This is a genomic window from Streptomyces sp. CNZ287 (assembly GCF_007827615.1).
On sequence record NZ_VISV01000027.1, the window covers coordinates 1 to 18,005 of the forward strand.

The 18,005-nt window shown below is 70.6% G+C and carries 13 protein-coding genes and 1 pseudogene; 3 read left to right on the forward strand and 11 right to left on the reverse strand.

Features of this window, described 5'->3' with window-relative positions; genetic code table 11:
* The 8 genes and pseudogenes from FB457_RS32480 to FB457_RS32515 all read right to left on the reverse strand — a co-directional run.
* Nucleotides 1-380, reverse strand: a 380-nt coding sequence (locus FB457_RS32480; protein WP_486589222.1) for an extracellular solute-binding protein, incomplete at its 3' end; no start/stop codon positions are given.
* Between the two features lie 622 nt (nt 381-1,002).
* Complete coding sequence (locus FB457_RS32485; RefSeq protein WP_047015586.1) at nt 1,003-1,551, reverse strand: DinB family protein; 549 nt, start codon at nt 1,549-1,551, stop codon at nt 1,003-1,005.
* A 71-nt stretch (nt 1,552-1,622) separates the two neighbouring features.
* Nucleotides 1,623-2,228 carry a hypothetical protein gene (locus tag FB457_RS32490; RefSeq protein WP_145784197.1) on the reverse strand — a complete coding sequence of 202 codons (606 nt, stop codon included), beginning with the start codon at nt 2,226-2,228 and terminating at the stop codon, nt 1,623-1,625.
* Nucleotides 2,229-2,275: 47 nt separating this feature from the next.
* Nucleotides 2,276-4,336 carry an amylo-alpha-1,6-glucosidase gene (locus FB457_RS32495; protein WP_052770265.1) on the reverse strand — a complete coding sequence of 687 codons (2,061 nt, stop codon included), beginning with the start codon at nt 4,334-4,336 and terminating at the stop codon, nt 2,276-2,278.
* 167 nt (nt 4,337-4,503) lie between these two features.
* Nucleotides 4,504-5,418 (reverse strand): carbohydrate ABC transporter permease, encoded by a 915-nt coding sequence (locus FB457_RS32500; protein ID WP_047015588.1) that lies wholly within the window; start codon nt 5,416-5,418, stop codon nt 4,504-4,506.
* Nucleotides 5,418-6,365, reverse strand: a complete 948-nt coding sequence (locus FB457_RS32505) for a carbohydrate ABC transporter permease (protein ID WP_047015589.1) — start codon at nt 6,363-6,365, stop codon at nt 5,418-5,420. Before FB457_RS32505 ends, FB457_RS32500 begins: the two co-directional genes overlap by 1 nt.
* 36 nt (nt 6,366-6,401) lie before the next feature.
* Nucleotides 6,402-7,661, reverse strand: coding sequence for an ABC transporter substrate-binding protein (locus FB457_RS32510; RefSeq protein WP_047015590.1), 1,260 nt, complete (start codon nt 7,659-7,661; stop codon nt 6,402-6,404).
* 196 nt (nt 7,662-7,857) lie between these two features.
* A pseudogene (locus tag FB457_RS32515) lies at nt 7,858-8,316 on the reverse strand (alpha-amylase family glycosyl hydrolase); the annotation flags it as partial.
* Between the two features lie 471 nt (nt 8,317-8,787).
* On the opposite strand from FB457_RS32515, the gene FB457_RS32520 reads away from it, so the two are divergent.
* Complete coding sequence (locus tag FB457_RS32520; RefSeq protein ID WP_253911191.1) at nt 8,788-9,783, forward strand: LacI family DNA-binding transcriptional regulator; 996 nt, start codon at nt 8,788-8,790, stop codon at nt 9,781-9,783.
* A 499-nt stretch (nt 9,784-10,282) separates the two neighbouring features.
* On the forward strand, nt 10,283-11,254 hold the full coding sequence (locus FB457_RS32525; RefSeq protein WP_047015593.1) for a DMT family transporter: 972 nt from the start codon (nt 10,283-10,285) through the stop codon (nt 11,252-11,254).
* Between the two features lie 19 nt (nt 11,255-11,273).
* Here the strand turns inward: FB457_RS32525 and FB457_RS32530 are convergent, their stop codons facing one another.
* From FB457_RS32530 to FB457_RS32540, 3 genes are all read right to left on the reverse strand, one after another.
* Nucleotides 11,274-12,191: an NADP-dependent oxidoreductase gene (locus tag FB457_RS32530; protein ID WP_347613984.1), complete on the reverse strand. Its 918-nt coding sequence runs from the start codon at nt 12,189-12,191 to the stop codon at nt 11,274-11,276.
* 207 nt (nt 12,192-12,398) lie between these two features.
* Nucleotides 12,399-14,330, reverse strand: coding sequence for an OmpL47-type beta-barrel domain-containing protein (locus tag FB457_RS32535; protein ID WP_145784199.1), 1,932 nt, complete (start codon nt 14,328-14,330; stop codon nt 12,399-12,401).
* Nucleotides 14,327-16,675 (reverse strand): ThuA domain-containing protein, encoded by a 2,349-nt coding sequence (locus FB457_RS32540; protein ID WP_047015596.1) that lies wholly within the window; start codon nt 16,673-16,675, stop codon nt 14,327-14,329. The genes FB457_RS32535 and FB457_RS32540 overlap by 4 nt, the downstream gene beginning before the upstream one ends.
* Nucleotides 16,676-16,960: 285 nt before the next feature.
* On the opposite strand from FB457_RS32540, the gene FB457_RS32545 reads away from it, so the two are divergent.
* Nucleotides 16,961-17,965, forward strand: coding sequence for a multicopper oxidase domain-containing protein (locus FB457_RS32545; protein WP_047015597.1), 1,005 nt, complete (start codon nt 16,961-16,963; stop codon nt 17,963-17,965).
* The last annotated feature ends 40 nt before the right edge of the window (nt 17,966-18,005 follow it).

Consider the following 18,005-nt stretch of genomic DNA (forward strand, 5'->3'; position numbering starts at 1 on the left):
GCGAACGACTCGATCAGGTTCGACTTCGTCTTCGGCGACAGCACCTCATCCGCCTCGTACAGCAGATCGTCGGCGACCTTGTCCGCATACCCACCGGTCTGCAGGACATCCGGGACGTTCCCGCCCTGGATCATCGTCTTCACCTTCGTGTCGATGTCATTCCAGTTAATGACCTGAACATCGACCCTGATGTCCTTGTGCTTCGCCTCGAAACGCTTGACCACGTCATCCCAGTACACCTTCGACGCGTTCGACGCCTTATCCCCGTAATCCGCCGCCACCAACTTGATCGTGGTGGTCCCGTCCGAGCTGCCCCCGTCGTCACCACATGCCGCAAGCCCCAGTACCAGCGCAGAGGCGGCTGCGCCGGCACTGATCAACCGTACTGTCCTCACTGTTGAACCCCTTTGTCCTCGGCGCTGGTTTACGACCAGATGAAGATCATCCAGCGTGCGCTGGGCGTCAGCCTACCGACGGGCGCCTCTCGCGAACAGGTCTAGGCCACTGCCGTGACCTGGCTGCAATCAGGGGCTTCCGACTGCTTCCGTTTCGTTCCCGGCGGCAACGCACGGTAGTCATCGGCGTAATCTTTGCGACCGCGTTCGGACCGCGGCCGGGTCCGCCGGCGCCCTCCGCCCGCCACCGCCGCGGGGCGCGGGAGAACCGAGGTGGCCGCGGCGGGGATCGACGTCCCGGCACGGTTTCGCGGGTACGCGGGGGCCGCCGTCCCGCCCGCGGCGGGATCCGGTCCGACCTACGTACAGTGACGAAAGCGGGCGGCGGAGCGGGCATGGTCGCCGAGGGCGACTGGCGGAGCCAGGACGAGGTGGTCCGTTTCACGCACGGTGCGAACAGCCCGCGCCCGAGGGCGCGGCGCGGCAGAAGCCGGTGGTGGACGAGACCACCGGCGACACGCCCACCCGCGGCGGGCAGAAGAAACGGCGGGCCGGGCCAGGGGATGAACCGACCCGCCGAGCTCCAGGCCCCCGTGGGGCTAGCTCTTCATCCCCGGCCTTCCGCGGAGCGGTCCAGCGCGCCCACGTCGTACAGATGGTGGATCACGTCGTGCACGAAGTACCGCGCGAACGTGTCGACCGTGAACGCCGCCCCGTCGCTCCGGAATCCCGTCCGCTGCCACCGCCCCTCGCCCACCTCGTCCAGGTGCTCCGCCAGCGTCTCCGCCCACGCCGACAGCTCCGCCGCCACCTGGAGCGGGTCCTGCTCCCCGTACCGCTCCGCGACCGCCGTCTCGTCCTGATCCCAGTTCGCGAACGTCGGGCCGTCCTGGGTGAGCATCAGGTCGAGCCGCTCGTCGTACAGCCGGAACACGTCGCGCACATGGCACGCGTACTCCAGCGCCGACCACACGTCGGGCCGTGGCCGCGCGCGCAGCCGCTCCGGCTCGTCGGCCAGCACCTGCACCCAGCGCACGGCGCTCTTCCGTACCAGCGCGGGGACGTCCTGCGCGCGGGTCTCCGCCGCCACGAAGCCGCATTCGGGGCAGGGGCGGTCCAGGACCCAGGTCCAGTCCTTGGTGTCCGGTGTGATCATGCCGACCAGTCTCCCCGCGGAGGACTGTGCAGCACCAGCGAGAATCCGTTCATGGGATCGGTAAGCGACGCTTAATCGACGCCCCACCGCTGCACCAGCCCCCACGCGAACTCCGCGGTGCACGCGCGCGGTTCGCCGGCGGCGTCCGGCGCGGTGAAGGCCAGCGCGAAGCGGGGGGCGGCGGACGTCTCGCGGGGCGCCGCGGGCGGGAAGGCCCGCGCCACCTCGTCGACGGTGCAACCCCAGGGCGCCAGATCGGCGAGCGTGCGCAGCGCGGGGCCCGCCGCGTCCGGCGCCCGTACGAGCCAGGCGTTGAGCGCCACGCCGCCCACGCCGCAGGTGGCCTCGAACCGCAGGTCCGGCCAGAGCGGCACCGGCCAGACGTGCACGTCCAGCGCCATGTCGCCGTGCGCGCGCCGCGTCACCGACACCGGCGGCCCGAGCAGCGCGGCGAAGTCACGGGCCCGCGCGGCGCCGGCGGCCGGGCCACCGCGGGCCCGGAGCCGGCCCTGCCAGCGGCGGTTGGCCTCGCGCATGGCGGTACGGGGCACGCCGAGGGCGCGCAGCGCACCGGCGACCAGGTCGGGCTGGAAGTCCTGCATGCGGCGCAGCAGGACGAGCTGGAACTGCACGGGGCCGGGCGGCGGGGCGGAGTCGTCGTACAGGAGGGAGGCCACGGTGCCCATCCTGCTCCCCTGCTACGACAACGGTGCGGCGCCGGTGCTCAGTCGCCCGTCTCGACCCGTGTCTCCAGCGGAAGGCCGACGATGTCGCCGTGACCGCGGCCGTCCACGGTGACCGTGACCGACGAGGAGCCCAGCCGGATGCCGCTGACTTCGAGGGCCCCCACGGGCGAAGCGGTCAGGGGGCGCATCCGGATCCTGCCGGCGGGCAGATCGGGACGGAGCCCCAGCAGTGAAGTCAGCAGGCTGACCCCCGCCGTGGCCGCCCACGCCTGGGGCCGGCAGGAGGCGGGATAGGGGGCGGGCCGGCCACCCGCGCGACGCTGTTCACCGGCGTACAGTTCGGGCAGGCGGTAGTCGAACGCCGATGCGGCCTCGACCAGTCCGTCCATCAGGGATGCGGCCGCCTGGTGGTTGCCGGTCGCCGCCAGCCCGGCGACGGCGATGGCCGTGTCGTGGGCCCAGACCGAGCCGGTGTGGTAGCCGAATGGGTTGAACCCCCGGGCGTTCGCGCTCATCGTCCGCAGCCCCCAGCCGCTGTCCATGTCTGCCCGGGAGAGCCGACGGGCGACGAGCCGGCACTCCTCCTGGCTGAGGATGCCGGTGCCCGGCAAGTGGCCCATGTTGGACGCCACCGCATCGACCGGGCGCTTCTGACCGTCCAGCGCGATCGCCACATAGGGTCCGAGATCGTCTTCGAGCCAGAACGCGGAGCGGAAGCGCCCGGCCAGTTGCTCCGCCCACTCCCGCCAGTAGTCCGCCCCCGGCCTCCCGAAGGCGGTGAGCAACTGCGCTCCCGCACGCGCGGCCTCGTAGGCGTAGCCCTGGACTTCGGCCAGCGCAATGGGCGGCTTTGCGAGGCGGGCGGCAGTGGACTGTACGGCGTCCTCGGAGTCCTTCCACCCCTGGTTGACCAGGCCGGTCTCCCGGAGCCTGGCGTACTCGACGAACCCGTCGCCGTCGGCATCGGCGTGCTCCCGCAGCCAGTCGAGCGCGCGCTCCGCCGCGGGGAGCAGCGCTGCCACCTCACTCTCGGGCATCCCCCAATGCCATGCCTCCGCCAGAACGGTCACGAACAACAGTGTGGCGTCGATGGTGCCGTAGTACAGCGGAGGCAGGACGGCGCTGGCTTCGCGCCGCAGTTCGTGCATGATCTTGCCGGGCTGCTCCTCGGTGGCCGCGTCATGGGTGGTGCCCTGGCGCCGGGCCAGCGATCTGAGCGTGCCGGCGGCCAACTCGGTCCCCAGGGGCAGCATCATCCGGGCGGCCCAGAGTGAGTCGCGCCCGAAGAGGGTGAGGTACCACGGAACGCCGGCGGCGAGGAACCGGTCGTCACGAGCCTGGGGGTCTGCCAGCAACAGCGCTGCCAGGTCGTTCAGACTCTGGTCGATGAGGCGGGTCAGCCGGGGGTCGGTGCAGGTCAGGCGCGGCGCTGACCACGGCTGCCGGCCGGGCCGAGGAGCGACCACCGCCGCGGGCGGTGCCGACACGGTCCCGGGGGTGGTGTCCAGTGCCAGGGTCGTCGTCCACGTCTGTGCCGGAGCGAGTTCGACGTCCCACACGAACGCGGCGGCATGACGGCCGGCCTCGACCCGATCGGGGGCCGGCGTCCCGGTCAGGGTGACGGCGCCCTTCCCGGGTGATGTCCACACGATGCTCCGTCCGCTCTCCGTCGCAGGGCGCGCCTCCCGTGGCCGTCCGGCCCTCACCTCCGACATGTCCGACAGGTCGCACGCCGTCGACAGCCGCAGTGCCAGCCGGACGTCTCGGCGCCGGTGGTTGGAGACGGTGATCCGTTCGAAGTCCCTGCCGGCTGTGCGCACGCGTTCCACGGTCACCGTCGGGTCCGGAGTGGGGTCGTCGCCGTCACGGTGAACGGCGAGAAAGTGTGCCTCCCCCGCGTGGGACAGCCACGCGTCCACGATCTCCGGCTCCTGGCCGTTGACGCTGAGCACAAGTCGGCTGATGAGCCGGGAATCGGCCGCGTAGAAGCCCTCCGCCCCGCCCCTGATCTGCCCGTCCCGCGGGGAGAGCACGAGTTCCGGGGCCCCGACGCAGATGATCGCGTCGTGAATGAAGGGCTGGGGTATCCAATCCGTCAAGATAACTCCTCATTGAGGGCCGCACGTGGCGCGCCGTTCAGGGTTCAGTCAGCCTTGCCGGAGTCATGGCGCCGGTCCGGTACCGCACGGCAGGCTCTTGATCGTTCACATGGGTCGGTCGATCCCGCCGTGATCGGCGTCCGGTCGCCGGCGCCGGGGCCGGACGGTCAGCCCTTGACCGCCCCGGCGGTCAGCCCGGCGACGATGCGCCGCTGGAGGAGGAGGACCAGGACGATCAGCGGAAGCGCCACGATGACACCCGCCGCCATCTGCGTACCGAAGGGCTGCTGGTACTCGGAGCTTCCCGTGAACTTCGCGATGGCCACCGTGACCGGCTGGGACGCGAGGGTGAGGGTCATGGCGTTCGCGATCAGGTACTCGTTCCACACCGCGATGAAGACGAGGAGCGCACTGGTGAACACACCGGGAGCGGCCAGCGGCAGGAGCACCTTGCGGAACGCCTGACCTTGGGTACAGCCGTCGATCACCGCGGATTCCTCAAGATCCCACGGCAGTTCGCGCAGGAAGACCGACAACGTCCAGATCCCCAGGGGCAGCGCGAAGCTGACGTCCGGAATGATCATGGCCTGGTACTGGTCGATCCATCCCCAGTCGCTGAACAGTTGGAAGAGCGGCGTCAGCAGGGCGACGCCGGGAAACATGGAGGCGGCCAGAACGGCTCCCAGCGCCAGCCGCTTTCCGGGGAAGCGCAGCCGCACGAAGGCATACGCCGACAGCAGTCCGATCAGCATCGCGAGGATCGTGGTGGTGCCGGCGACGATGGCGCTGTTGCGCAGGGCGTAGAGGAAATTGTTCTGGCCACTGAAGACGGCCTCGTAGTTGACCAGGGTGGGCGAAGCCGGCCACAGGTCATTGTTGAAGATGTCGTTCGGCCCTTTGAGGCTGGAGACGAACATCCAGTAGAACGGCGCGAGGCAGAACAGCACGATGAGGGTCACGCAGAGCGCCAGCCCCGCGTTTCCGAGCCGGCGGCGCGCAACGGGCGAAAGTGCGCTGCGGGCCGTCCGGCCCGGTCGCCGGTGAACGGTCGGGCGGGAATCGGGGGACGCGGTGGTGAGCATCAGGACTCCTTGCCTTCCTCGGCCGGCATGAGGGTGGTGCCGAGGAACCGGACGAACAGCAGCGCAACCACGAAGATGAACAGGAAGGTCAGCGTCGAGAGCGCCGACCCGTAGCCGAACTTCGTCTGTTCGACCGATGCCTGCACGACGAGCATCGACAGGGTGGTCGTCCCGTTCGCCCCGCCGGTGAGGATCTGCGGCAGGTCGTAGATGCGCAGGACGTCGAGGAGCCGGAACAGGACGGCCACCATGAGGGCGGGCATCAGCAGCGGCAGGGTGATGCTGCGGAAGCGGCGCCAGACACCCGCGCCGTCCACGCGGGCGGCCTCGTGGAGTTCGTCGGGGATGAGCTGGAGGCCCGCGAGGACGAGCAGCGCGAGGAACGGTGCCGTCTTCCAGGTGTCGGCGATGATGATCGCCCATGTGGCCGGCCACTCGCTGCCGGTCCACAGGACGGTTTCTCCGGTCATGCCGTTGACGATGCCGTCGGGCTGGAGCATCCACTGCCACAGCACGCTGGTGAGAGCGGTGGGGATGGCCCACGGAACCAGGACGCTGGCCCGCACCAGCCCTCGGCCGCGGAAGGCGCGGTGCATGACGAGGGCCATGGCGGTCCCGATGACCACTTCCAGCAGGACGGTGACGACCGCGAACAGCAGGGTCACCTGCACAGCGGACCAGAAGTCGGCGGATGCGTCTCCGGTGAGTGCCCTCCGGTAGTTGCCGAGACCTATGAACTCGGCTTCTTCGCCGATGGTGTCGCTGAAGAGCGACAGGTAGACGGCTTTGACAAGGGGGTATCCGATCACGGCGGCAAGGAGAAGGATCGCCGGCGTGATCAGGTACCAGGCCAGCCGTGCCTCACCCCGGCTCCGGCGTCCGCGGCGCTGCGGCTTTCCCGGGGGTGACGTACCCGGCTTGGTGGACGCGCTGACTGCGGTGGACACGGCGGCCTCCTGGATCGTACGGCGGATAGGGGCGGGTCAGTTGCTCTGGAGTCCGTTCAACTGACCGGCGAGGTCCTTCAGCGCGTCCGCTGAACTCTTCTCCCCCTGAAGTGCCTTGTAGATCTCCTGCTGGATGCTGAGGCTGGCGTCGTTGTATGCGGGTACCTGCGGGCGGGGACGGGCCTGGCTCAGGCCCTGCTGCAGAGCGGGCAGGTAGGGGAACTCCGTGGCGAGCGCCTCGTCCGTGTAGAGGTCCATCAGCACGGGCGGGTTGGACAGGTCCGTGACCTGCACGCGCTGGGCCTCGGGGCTCTCCATGAAGGCCATGAAGTCGAGGACCGACTCCTTGTGCTTGGAGTAGCTGCTGAGCCCCAGGTTGAAACCGCCGAGGGTGGATGCCCCGGCGCCGTCGGCGCCGGGCAGCGGTGCCACTCCGACCTTCCCCGCGATCTTCGTGTCCGAGCCCGCGGCGTTGGCGAGGCCGTACACGTAGGGCCAGTTGCGCAGGTAGAGGAGGTCGCCTCTCTGGAAGGCGCGGCGGCCGTCCTCCTCCTGGTAGGTGATGGCCTCCTTGGGGATGTATCCGGTGCGGAAGCCATCGACGAGGAAGTCGATGCCCTCCTTGGCCTCGGGGCTGTCCACGGTCACCTGACCGTCGGGCCCGTAGACGGAACCCCCGGCCGAGTTGATGGCCTCGGTCGCGTTGACGGTCAGGCCCTCGTACTGGGCGAACTGACCGGCGTAGCAGTCCATCCGCTGCCGCTCGGCGATCTCACAGCCGTCGATCAGTTCCTTCCAGGTGGCCGGGGGCTTGCTCACCAGGTCCTTGCGGTAGAAGAGCAGCGCGCCGCTCGACGTGAGCGGCGCTCCGTACAGGTCACCCTCGTACTTGGCGGTCTCCAGGGCGGCCGGGACGATGCCGTCGGGAAGAACCTGGGGATCCAGCTTCTCTATCCATCCCCGGGCGGCGAACTCCGCCGTCCAGATCACGTCCATGGCCACCACGTCGAAGCGATCGCTCTTCGCCTGGAAGTTCTGTGCCATCGCGGCCCGCTGCTCGTCGGCGGACTCGGGCAGTTCGATCAAGGTCACCTTCTCGTCGGGGTGGCGCTTGTTCCAGACGTCGAGGATCTCGCTCGTCAACTTCCCGGTGGTGTCCTTGTGCATGGCGAGGGTGAACGGCCCACGCCCGTCGGCGCTCCCCTCTTCGCCGGGGGTACTGCCGGCGCAGCCGGCCCCGAGAAGCGTGACCGTGGTGGTGAGCACGGCTGTGGCAACGGTTCCGCGCTTTCTCATTGCTCCTGCTCCTTTGTGGCGGACGGTGGCCGGAAGGCGGGTCACCGTGCGAGGGGGGCGGCTTCCCGCTGGTTCGGGGCGCCTGAGGGACTGACGAGGGGAGACTCCGGGGCGGCTCGGCCGGCTGGGCTGGTCAGCAGTTTCGGGAGAGAGCCGGGAAGTCCGAGAGTTGCTGTGAACGTTCAAGTACCGAATGGCCGCCGAACATGGCCCGCCAGTTGTTGGGCGGCAGTTCGCCGCCGGTCCCGCGGCCACCCGCGAAGTGGAACCGCTTCCGGGCCGCGCTGCCGGGCTCGGCCCCCAGGGCCTCGCGGAACCGCGGGTGCTGCGCCGAGCAGTGGTGGGGAACCACGTCGAGGATGACCTTGAACCCCAGGGAGTGCGCATCGGCAAGCAACCCGTCGAAGTCGTGCAGGCCGCCGAAGAGCGGGTCGCTCGCGCAGTAGTCGGCCACGTCGTGGCCGTGGTCGTGCTGAGGAGAGGGGGAGCAGGGACTCAGCCACAGCCCGTCGACGCCGAGCGTGGCCAGGTAGGGCAGTCCGGTCCGGGCACCTCGGAGGTCACCCACGCCATCACCGTCGCTGTCCAGGAAGCTGCGCAGATAGACCTGGTACATCACGGCGTCGCGCCACCACGGCACGGAGGGAGTCGCCATCGGACAGGGACCTTTCGGGCAGTCGGCATTGGCCAGTGGGCGTCGGGCCCGGTCGGCTCCGCAACCACGGAGGTGCGGGGCGGGCCCGCTCCCGACGGTCATCCGCTGGTCCGCGCGGACAGCGTGACGCCGGGGAAGGGTGCAGCGGCTCAACTTTGATCGTTCAAATTGAGGGGATCGAAGCACCGCCCGGTACCTGTGTCAAGGGATCGCGCACGGAGAGCCTTCGAGGCGGGGCGCTGAAGGGAAAATCCCTGGACACCGGCCTCTCTCCGGTTTCGAGCCTTCACCGTTGACTCGGCCCAGCAGGTGTGCGACTATCTGAGCCAGCTGTATTTGATCGATCGAAACGCAAGGCTGACAGGGATCTCGTCCAGGTCCCGGGCGGCGCCTTGACCACCGACCTGCGTAAGAGAGTCCAACGGCGACATGACGAGGCAGCGGCGTTCCGGGGGCCCCACCATCCTGGAGGTGGCACGCGCGGCCCAGGTGTCGCGGCAGACGGTCTCCAACGCCCTCAACGCCCCCGACCGGGTCCGCCCCGACACCCTGAGGCACGTCCTCGCAGTCGTCGACCGACTCGGGTACCAGCCCAACCGCATGGCCAGGTCGCTGCGCACACGCAGCACGCGCCAGATCGGCTACCGCCTCGACCCCGACCGTTCCGGCACCGCCAGCGTCCTCCAGGACCGCTTCCTGCACGCCCTCACCACCGCCGCCGAATCCGCCGACTACCTCCTGCTCCTGTTCAGCGCAGGGCGCACCAGCGACGAGTTCACCCGCTACGCCGACATGCTCCGCACCGGCAGCGTCGACGGCTTCGTGCTCTCCGGTATCGACCCGGGAGATCCCCGCCCCGGTTGGCTCGCCGAGCGCCGGGCCCCCTTCGTCTGCTTCGGAACTCCCGACCCCGGCGGCTCGGCCGAGGACCTCCTCACGGTCGATGTGGACAACGTTCATGGCGGCGAGATGGCCGTGGACCACCTCGTGGAGCGCGGGCACCGAAACATCGCCTTCCTCGGCTGGCCCCCCACCTCCGGGCCCGGAGAGAAGAGGATGCAGGGATGGCAGCGCGCCATGCGGAGGCACGGCCTCGCTCCTGACCGGTGCGTGCGAGCTCTGGACACGGTGTCGGACAGCACCCGCGCGGCCCTGCATCTCCTCGACGCGAGTCCGGCACCCACAGCAGTCGTGGCGGCGAGCGACACATTCGCGATGGGGTGCTACGTGGCGGCCCGGCAGCGAGGACTGGACATCGGCCGTGACCTCGCCGTGGTGGGCTCCGACGACTCTCCGACCGCCGCCGTGGTCAGTCCGGCTCTGACCAGCGTCCGTCAACCGCTCGACGAGATCGGTCGCACAGTCATGCGTCTGCTCGTCGGCCGGCTCCAGAATCAACCGCCCACAGACACCCACGTGCTCCTGGAACCGCAGCTCGTCGTCCGCGAAAGCACCGGCCAGGTCTGATCCACGACGCCGTGGCCGTCGTCGCGGGTGGGTGCACACACGCGGGAAGAAGCACCGGCGTCGTGCGCCTCGACTCGTACGTCACCCTCGCGGCCGCGGGGATGGGGCGCCCCGGGTCGGCACCCGGCGGAACTCGGCCGCTCCGTGGTCATCGAGGTCGACAGCGCCCGCGCCGTCTCCGCCCCGAAGCCGTGCACGTCGCCGCTCCTCTCGGAGAGGGCGTGGGGTGGGTGAGCCGGCACAACCGGGGCTCGGCCCAGGCGAGTAGCGAGAGGCCCGCCGGCACGGTCCTGGTGATCCTGCCGGCCCTCGCCGCTTTTCTCTTCCTCCGGCGCCACTCCTGCCACGGGTTCATGAGGGGCGAACTGAAGTGTCGTCGTTGCCGATGAGTTCCGGCGGTGCGCGCAGTCCACAACCACGACGGCAGCACGGACTTGCGGACACAATCTGACCGCAACGCTCCGTACCGTCGGGGACGGGTTCGACCACCGGAGGGGACATGAACGGCATGAACGGCCTCGCGGCAGCACTGGTCCTGGCTATCGCGTCCGCCGCCGCGTACGCGGGGGCCGCCGTGCTCCAGGAGCGGGTCGCGGGGGCGGGCCGGGAGACGGACGCGGGGGTGTGGGCGGCGCTCGGGCGCGGCTCGTGGTGGCTGTCGGTCGGGCTGAACGTCGCGGGCGCGGCGCTGCACGTGCTCGCGCTGCGGTACGGGCCGCTGACCCTGATACAGCCGCTGGGCGCCCTGACGCTGGTCCTCGCGCTGCCGCTGCAGGCGGCGGTCAGCGGGCGGGCGGTCGGCGCGGTCCGGTGGCGGGGCGCGGCGCTGACGCTGGCGGGTCTTGCGGGGGTGCTGCTGCTGGTGCGCGGAGGCGGGCGGATCGAGGTGCTCACCCCGGCGCAGGTCCTCGGCACGGTCGCGGCCACCGCGGCGGCGCTGGCGGCGCTGGCCGCGGCGGCGCGCCGGGCGGGGCCGCGGGCCGCGGGGATCGCGTACGCCACGGCCGCGGGCGTCGCCTTCGGCGCGGGCTCGGTGCTGACCCAGACGGTCGCGGTACGCCCAGGACCGGACGCCTTCACGGTGCTGACGGGGCTCGCGGTGGCGGCACTGGCCCCCGCGGGGCTGATGCTCTCGCAGGCGGCCTACCGCGACGGGCTGGGCGCGCCCCTGGCCACGGTGACCCTGGTCAACCCCGCGGTCTGCGCGGCGGTGGGCCTGACGCTGCTCGGCGAGCAACTGACCGGCGGCGCGGTGGGGGTGGCGGCCGCCCTGACGGCGACGGCCCTGGCCACCCACGGCGTGGTCCTGCTCTCCCGCCCCGGCGAGACGGCGGCCCGGACTCCGGCGGCAGCGGAGCACCGCGCCCCGGCGGCGCTGCCGCGTCCGGCCGCCAAGGCGGCGGACCGGGCCCCCGGTTGGGCACGGCGCCCCGCCGCCCGCCCGGCCGAAACCTTCGGCCTGGCCCGCTGACCGCCGTCCGGATCCCCCCTCAGTCCGCCACCAGGACGATCTTCCCCCGCAAGTGGCCCCCCTCGCTCGCCCGGTGGGCGTCCGGGGCCTCCGTGAGGGGCAGGGCGCGCCACACCGGCAGGTGCAGGCGGCCGTCGCGGTACAGCGCCAGGGCGCGCTCGATCCCCGGCACGTACTGGTCCTCGCCGTCCGACTGGCGTGAGAACCGTACGCCCAGAGTCTGCGCGCCCGCCGCGTCCGCGATCGTCAGGACCCGGGCAGGACCGCCGGCCAGGTCCACCGACTCCGGCAGCACGCCGCGGCCCGCGACGTCCAGGACCGCGTCGACGTCCGGGGCCAGTTCCCGTACCCGCGCGCCCGCGCCCTCCCCGTACGCGACCGGTTCCGCGCCCAGCGAGCGCAGGTAGTCGTGGTTCGCGGGGCTCGCGGTGCCGATGACCCGTACCCCCGCCGAGACCGCGAACTGCACCGCCAGGCTGCCCACCCCGCCCGCCGCGCCGTGCACGAGCAGCGTGTCGTCCTTCGCCACGCGGAGCGCCGTCAGCGTGCGGTACGCGGTCTCCGCCGCCACCGGCAGCCCGCCCGCCAGCTCCCACGGCAGCCCCGGCGGCTTGGCGACCAGCCGGTCCGCGCGTGCCAGCGTCTGCACCGCGTATCCCGCGGTCACCGGCCCCAGCACCTCGTCGCCCACCCGCCACGGCCCCGCGTCCTCGCCCACGGACTCGACGACGCCCGCGGCCTCCAGCCCCAGGACGTACGGGAACGCCGGCGTCCTGACCGACGCCATCCGCCCGCCGCGCAGCTTCCAGTCCAGCGGGTTGACCCCCGCGCAGCGGACGCGCACACGCACCTCGCCGGCGGCCGGCGCCGGCACCTCGACGTCGAGGGGACGCAGCACCTCGGGGCCGCCGTACTCGGAGAATCCCATGGCGAACACCACGGGCCATCACCTTCCTTCGGGACCGTGGACACCGAACGGACCGACTATCCCACCGAGGTACGGGCACCGGTGCGCTTTCGATCCCGTGGCGAACAGGCGTTTCGGCCCCGGCGGCCGTTGGTACACCCCCCGGAACGCCTGATGGGGGGCGGTGTGTCCACCGCCCCCCACCGGGACCCGATCCGGCTCAGCCGACCGTATACGTCACAGCGGCTTGATCCGGATGTCGCGGAACGAGACCACGTCCGTCGTGCCGTGCACCTGGAGGCCGATGTACCCCTTCGCGTGCTGGCGGCCGTCCGTGCCCGGGTCGTCGCCGCGCGGCGGCGAGAAGAGCTGCCCCGGGGAGTTCTCGAACTCGTTGAGGAGCACGCCGTTGCGGTAGATCGAGTACTTCTGGCCCACCACCCGGATCTCGTAGTCGTTCCACGTGCCCTTGGGCACCACCCCGGCCGAGCCGTGGTCGACCCTGTCGAAGCCGTAGACCGAGCCGGTCTTGTACTGGTCGCCGGCCTCCGAGTCGAAGACCTGCACCTCGTGGCCGTACTTGATCGCCACCCACTCGGGCCGCGACTCGTCCGGGTGGTCGCGCACGTCCGGGAAGCGGACGAAGACGCCGGAGTTGGCGCGCCCGGTGCCCGGCGCGTCGTCGCGCCACTGGAGCTTGAGCGAGAAGTCGCCGTACTGGGCCTGCGGGTACCACAGCATGCCCATCCCGTCGACGGTCGTCCCGCTCGTCATCGAGCCGTCCTCGTTGAGGTTGAAGCTGCCGCCGCCGACCTGCTGCCACTTGGAGAAGGAGTTCTCGGTGCCGGTGAAGATCGGCGTGTAGCCGTCGTTCTGGCCCGGCTTGCCGATCCCCGACTCCCTGGCCGTGTCGCGGATGATCTGGCGCTCCTCGCCGTTGATCACGGCGTCCGCGTACAGCTCGTCGGTGACGTCCCGGACGTGGTCCAGGAACGCCTTCTGCTTCGGCCACGCCTTCTCGTCCTCGATCACCTCGTTGATCGTGCAGCCGTTCGCGGTGACGCGGTTGGGCACGTGGGTGTCGTACTGGCCGATGAAGACGATCGGACGGGAGTCCAGCTCCGGGCAGTCCGGGTCGGGGTTGGGGTACTTCTCGACGATCGTGAAGGTGACCGTCCCGACCTCGGAGGAGTTGCCCGCCTTGTCGGTGGCCCGGTAGCTGACCGTGTGCTCGCCGACGGTCATGACGTGCAGCATCTCGGTGTATCTCTGGAAGGCGCTGCCGCCCACCGAGTACTCGACCCGGTCCAGGCCGGAGCCGCCGGTGTCGGCCCCGTTGAGTGTGACCATGGCCATGTCCAGGTACGCGCCGTCGGCGTTCCGCTCACCGCTGACCGTGGCGGTGACCGTGGGCGGCGTCGTGTCGTTCGCCTCGGTGACCGTGAAGGTCACCGACTTCTCCTCGCTGGTGTTGCCCGCCTTGTCGGTCGCGCGGTATCTGACGGTGTGCTCGCCCGGGGTGTTGACCACGACGGGCGCCTCGTACGCGGTCCAGTCCGTGGCCCCGTCCAGGGCGTAGTCGACGCGGTCGACCCCCGACATGTCGTCGGTGGCGGACAGCTCGACCGTCGCGCTGCCCAGGTACGCGCCGTTCGCGTCCTGCTCGCCCTTGACCTCCGCGGCAGTCTCGGGCGCCGTGGTGTCCTCGCCGCCGCCGTCGGTGACGATCAGCTCGCCGGCCATCGAGCCGTGGCCGGGGATCGCGCAGAAGTAGCGGTACTTGCCCGGCGAGAGGTTGACCGTCGCCTGCCACTTGCCGTTGTTCTCGTCGTTCGGGGACGCCTGGAGGTTGAGGCTGACGTCCTTGTTGTAGCCGTCGCTGAACGTGTCGAACGTCAGCGTGTGCACCATGCCGGTGGTGTTGCCGGTGGCGGCGCTGTTCTCGAAGACGATGGTCGTCTCCCCCGCCACCGCCGTGGTGGGCGCGGAGGTGTACTCGGTGATGCTGTCACCCGCGGTCCAGGTCAGCGTCTGCGCCGCCCGGGCCTCGTCGGGCGCCGCCGCGCCCGCGGTGGGCAGGCCGCCCGGCGCGAGCAGCGCCAGGCAGACCGCCACCAGAATGATCAGCGCCCGCCGCAGTCCGCCCGCGGTCAGAGCTCCGGATCTCATTGGCTCCCTTTCCCGATCAGGTCCCCGGGCAGCGGCGTCGCCGGCCCGCCCTTGTACGTCACCCGCCACAGCGCGGACGCCGAGTCGGCGTTGAAGAAGCCGCGGCCGTAGTCGAGCACGTAGAGCGCGCCGTCGGGGCCGAACTTCCAGTCCATCAGGTTGCGGATGCCGCCGTTGCCGACCGGGATGATCTTGTCGAGCGACTCGGCGTGCACCGGCAGTCCGCCGTCACCGGCGTTGTCCGGGTCCATCACCACGGCGTGCCGCGGCTGGTCCCCGTCGTAGAAGTCGCCGACGAACCACTTGTCGTTCCAGTACTCCGGCCACTTCACGTCGCTGCCGGAGGAGGCGTCGTAGCGGTAGACGGGGCCCGTCATGGCCGCCTGGCCGCCGCCCTTGAGCCAGGGCAGGCGGTACTGCGCCTCGTCGACGTTGTAGCTGGGCACCCCGTCCGCGTTGCGCGGGTAGTCGGGGCCGCCGCCCTGGGGCGAGTACCAGATGTTGTTGTCGCGGACCGGCGGCAGGTCCGTGAGCCCGTCGTTGTTGGGCGAGGTGTTCTTGATGTTGTCGCAGTCGTACCAGCCGAGCGGCTGCGACGGGTCGGGCAGGTTGCGGTCGCGGTACGGCTGCGAGTTGCCCATGCAGTACGGCCAGCCCTGGTTGCCCGCGCTGGTGATGACGGCGAACGTGTCGTACTTGGCCGGGCCCCAGGTGGTGCTGGGCGAACCGGCGTCCGGGCCGACCCAGCCGGCGTAGAGCCGGTCGTCCGCGTCGATCTCGATGCGGGACGGGTTGCGCACGCCCATCACGTAGATCTCGGGCCTGGCCTGGTCGCCGTCGCCCTCGTCGCCGGTGAAGAGGTTGCCCTCGGGGATGGTGTACGTGCCGTCGTCCTCGGGGTGGATCCGCAGGATCTTCCCGTTGAGGTTGTTGGTGTTGCCCGCGGTGCGGCGCGCGTCGGCGAAGGACACGCCGCCGAAGTTGGGCTCCGGGTTGTTGCCCGAGTAGCCGTCGCTGAACCGCGAGGAGTTGGTGTCACCGGTGGCGATGTACAGGTTGCCCTTGGAGTCCCACTCCATGTCGCCGCCCGCGTGGCAGCAACTGTGCACCTGGACGGGCCAGGACAGCACGACCTTCTCGGAGGCGGTGTCGAGCTTCTGCGTCTCCTGGTCGATGGTGAAGCGGGAGACCCGCCGCTCGGCCATGTGCGCGGCACGGTCGACGCCGGAGTGCGGCGTGTAGTGCAGGTACACGTAGCCGTTCTCGGCGAAGTCCTGGTCGAGGGCGATGCCGAGGAGGCCCTCCTCGACCTTGATCAGCTCGTCGCCGCCGCCCTTGTTGCCGAAGACGTCGAGCGTGCCGACCGCGGTCACCTTCTCGGTCTCCGGGTCCCACATGTGGATCGTGCCGGGGCCCTTGCCCATCTCCGGGCTGTTCCAGTCGACGTCGACGGGCGCGCCGGACCAGCGGCCGCCGCGGCCGATGTAGTAGACCTTGCCGTCGTCGGCGATGTCGATGCCGTGCGGCTCGCCGATCTGGTCGAGCTGGTTCGCCTGGTTCGGCTGGGTCAGCCGGGTCGCCTCGTAGTTGGCGGTGATGCTCGCCTGGCAGTCCGCGCGCGCCTGGCGCGTGGTCCACAGCAGGGCGCCGCGCAGGTGCGACCGGAAGTTCTCCTCGGCGAAGCCGGCGGCGGTGCCGCCCATGCCGGTGTAGAACGAGCGGCCGCCCTCGTAGTCGCGGCACCAGGAGATCGGGTGGTCCCAGCCGTTGGCCGTCGAGCCCGGCTGGTACGTGTTCTCCCGGACCCGGGCGACGGTGTGGACGCTGCCGGACGGGTTCTTCTCCCAGTTGGTCCACACGTCGCTGCGCTTCCACTCCAGCGGCAGCTCCTCGGTGGCCGGGTTCAGCCGGTCGCCGACCTCGACGACGGCCTCCTGCGCGCCGCCGGAGGTGCCGGCGGGGCGGCTGCCGATCAGGCCGGTGAACCAGTCGGACTCCGGTTCCGAGCGGGCCGCGTCATGGATGCCGAGGAAGCCGCCGCCCGCCTTGATGTAGCGCTGGAACGACTGCTCCTGCATGGTGTTGAGGCGGTCGCTGCCCGGTGACAGGAAGACGACCGCGTTGTACTTGGCCAGGTTCTTGTCGGTGAATGCCGTGACCTCGTCGGTCGCGGTCACCGTGAACGTCTCGGGCCCCTGGGCACCGATCGCCTTGATGGCCTCGATGCCCGCCCGGGTCACGGCGTGTTGGTCGCCGTCGACCCGGTAGAACACGAGCACCGAAGCGTTCGCCTTGCCCGGCGGGCTGCCGGCCGCCAGCGGTCCTGCGTCCGACGGTCCTGCCACGGCCTGCGCTCCTGCCAGGAGCGTTGCCGCCATGGCCACCGCCGATGCGCCGGCCGCCCAGCGTAGGGCGTTTCCCCTGCGTCGCATGGTCCTCCCACCTCGTCCCGGGATGCTGCGGGATAGCTGCGCCGCCGTAGGAAGTTAGACCCCTTTTCGCGAACTGCCAATGCCTACAGCCGGATTCGGTTCGAACTTTGTCCTGAGGATGGGCAAAGCTTCCACAAGCCCTTACCATGAGCGGCTGTCAGGGACGAGTCACAAACGCGCGAGAAGGCGGGGGCCACCATGCCGCGCAACGTTTTTTCCAGAAGGTCCTTCACCAGCGGTGCGGCCGCGGCCGCACTGGCGACCCCGGTCGCCCTGTCCACCTCGGGAGCGACGGTCACGGCGTCCAACGACAAACCCCAACCCCAGCCTCTCGGCGAGATCAAGCGGATCACCATGTACGCCGAGGCCATGCCGGACGGCCAGCTCGGCTACGGCCTCGAACCGGGCAAGCCCTCCATCCCCGGCCCGCTGCTGGAGATGTACGAGGGCGACAGCATGATGATCAAGCTGGTCAACAACCTCGACGTCGAGGCCAGCCTGCACGTCCACGGCGTCGACTACGACATCGACAACGACGGCACGCCGATGACGAACAGCGCGGTGCCGCCGGGCGGTTCGCGCACCTACGTCTGGCACTCGCACACCGCGGGCACCCGCCGCGACGGCACCATCCAGCCGGGCAGCGCGGGCTACTGGCACTACCACGACCACGCGGTCGGCACCCCGCACGGCTCCGGCGGCGTCAGGCGCGGCCTGTACGGCGGCCTGATCGTCCGCCGGAAGGGCGACAAGCTGCCCGACAAGCAGTTCGTGATCGTCTTCAACGACAACACGATCAACAACGTCACCGGGCACGGGCCCGACTTCGCCGCCACGCTCGGCGACCGCTGCGAGGTCATCATGATCACGCACGGCGAGTTCTACCACACGTTCCACATGCACGGTCACCGCTGGGCGGACAACCGCACGGGCATGCTGACCAGCGTGGACGACCCGACGCCGATCATCGACAACAAGATCTGCGGACCGGGCGACTCGTTCGGCTTCCAGTTCATCGCGGGCGAACTCGTCGGCTCGGGGCGGTGGATGTACCACTGCCACGTCCAGAGCCACGCGGACATGGGCATGGCGGGCCTGCTGGTGGTGACGAACCCCGACGGCACGGTCGCCGGGACGCACAACGCGGACGCGATGAAGGCCACCCGCGACGCACCGGCCCACGGCAGCCACGACACGAACTGAGCCACGGCACACACCGAGCCGCGAGACCGGCCGGCGGCCC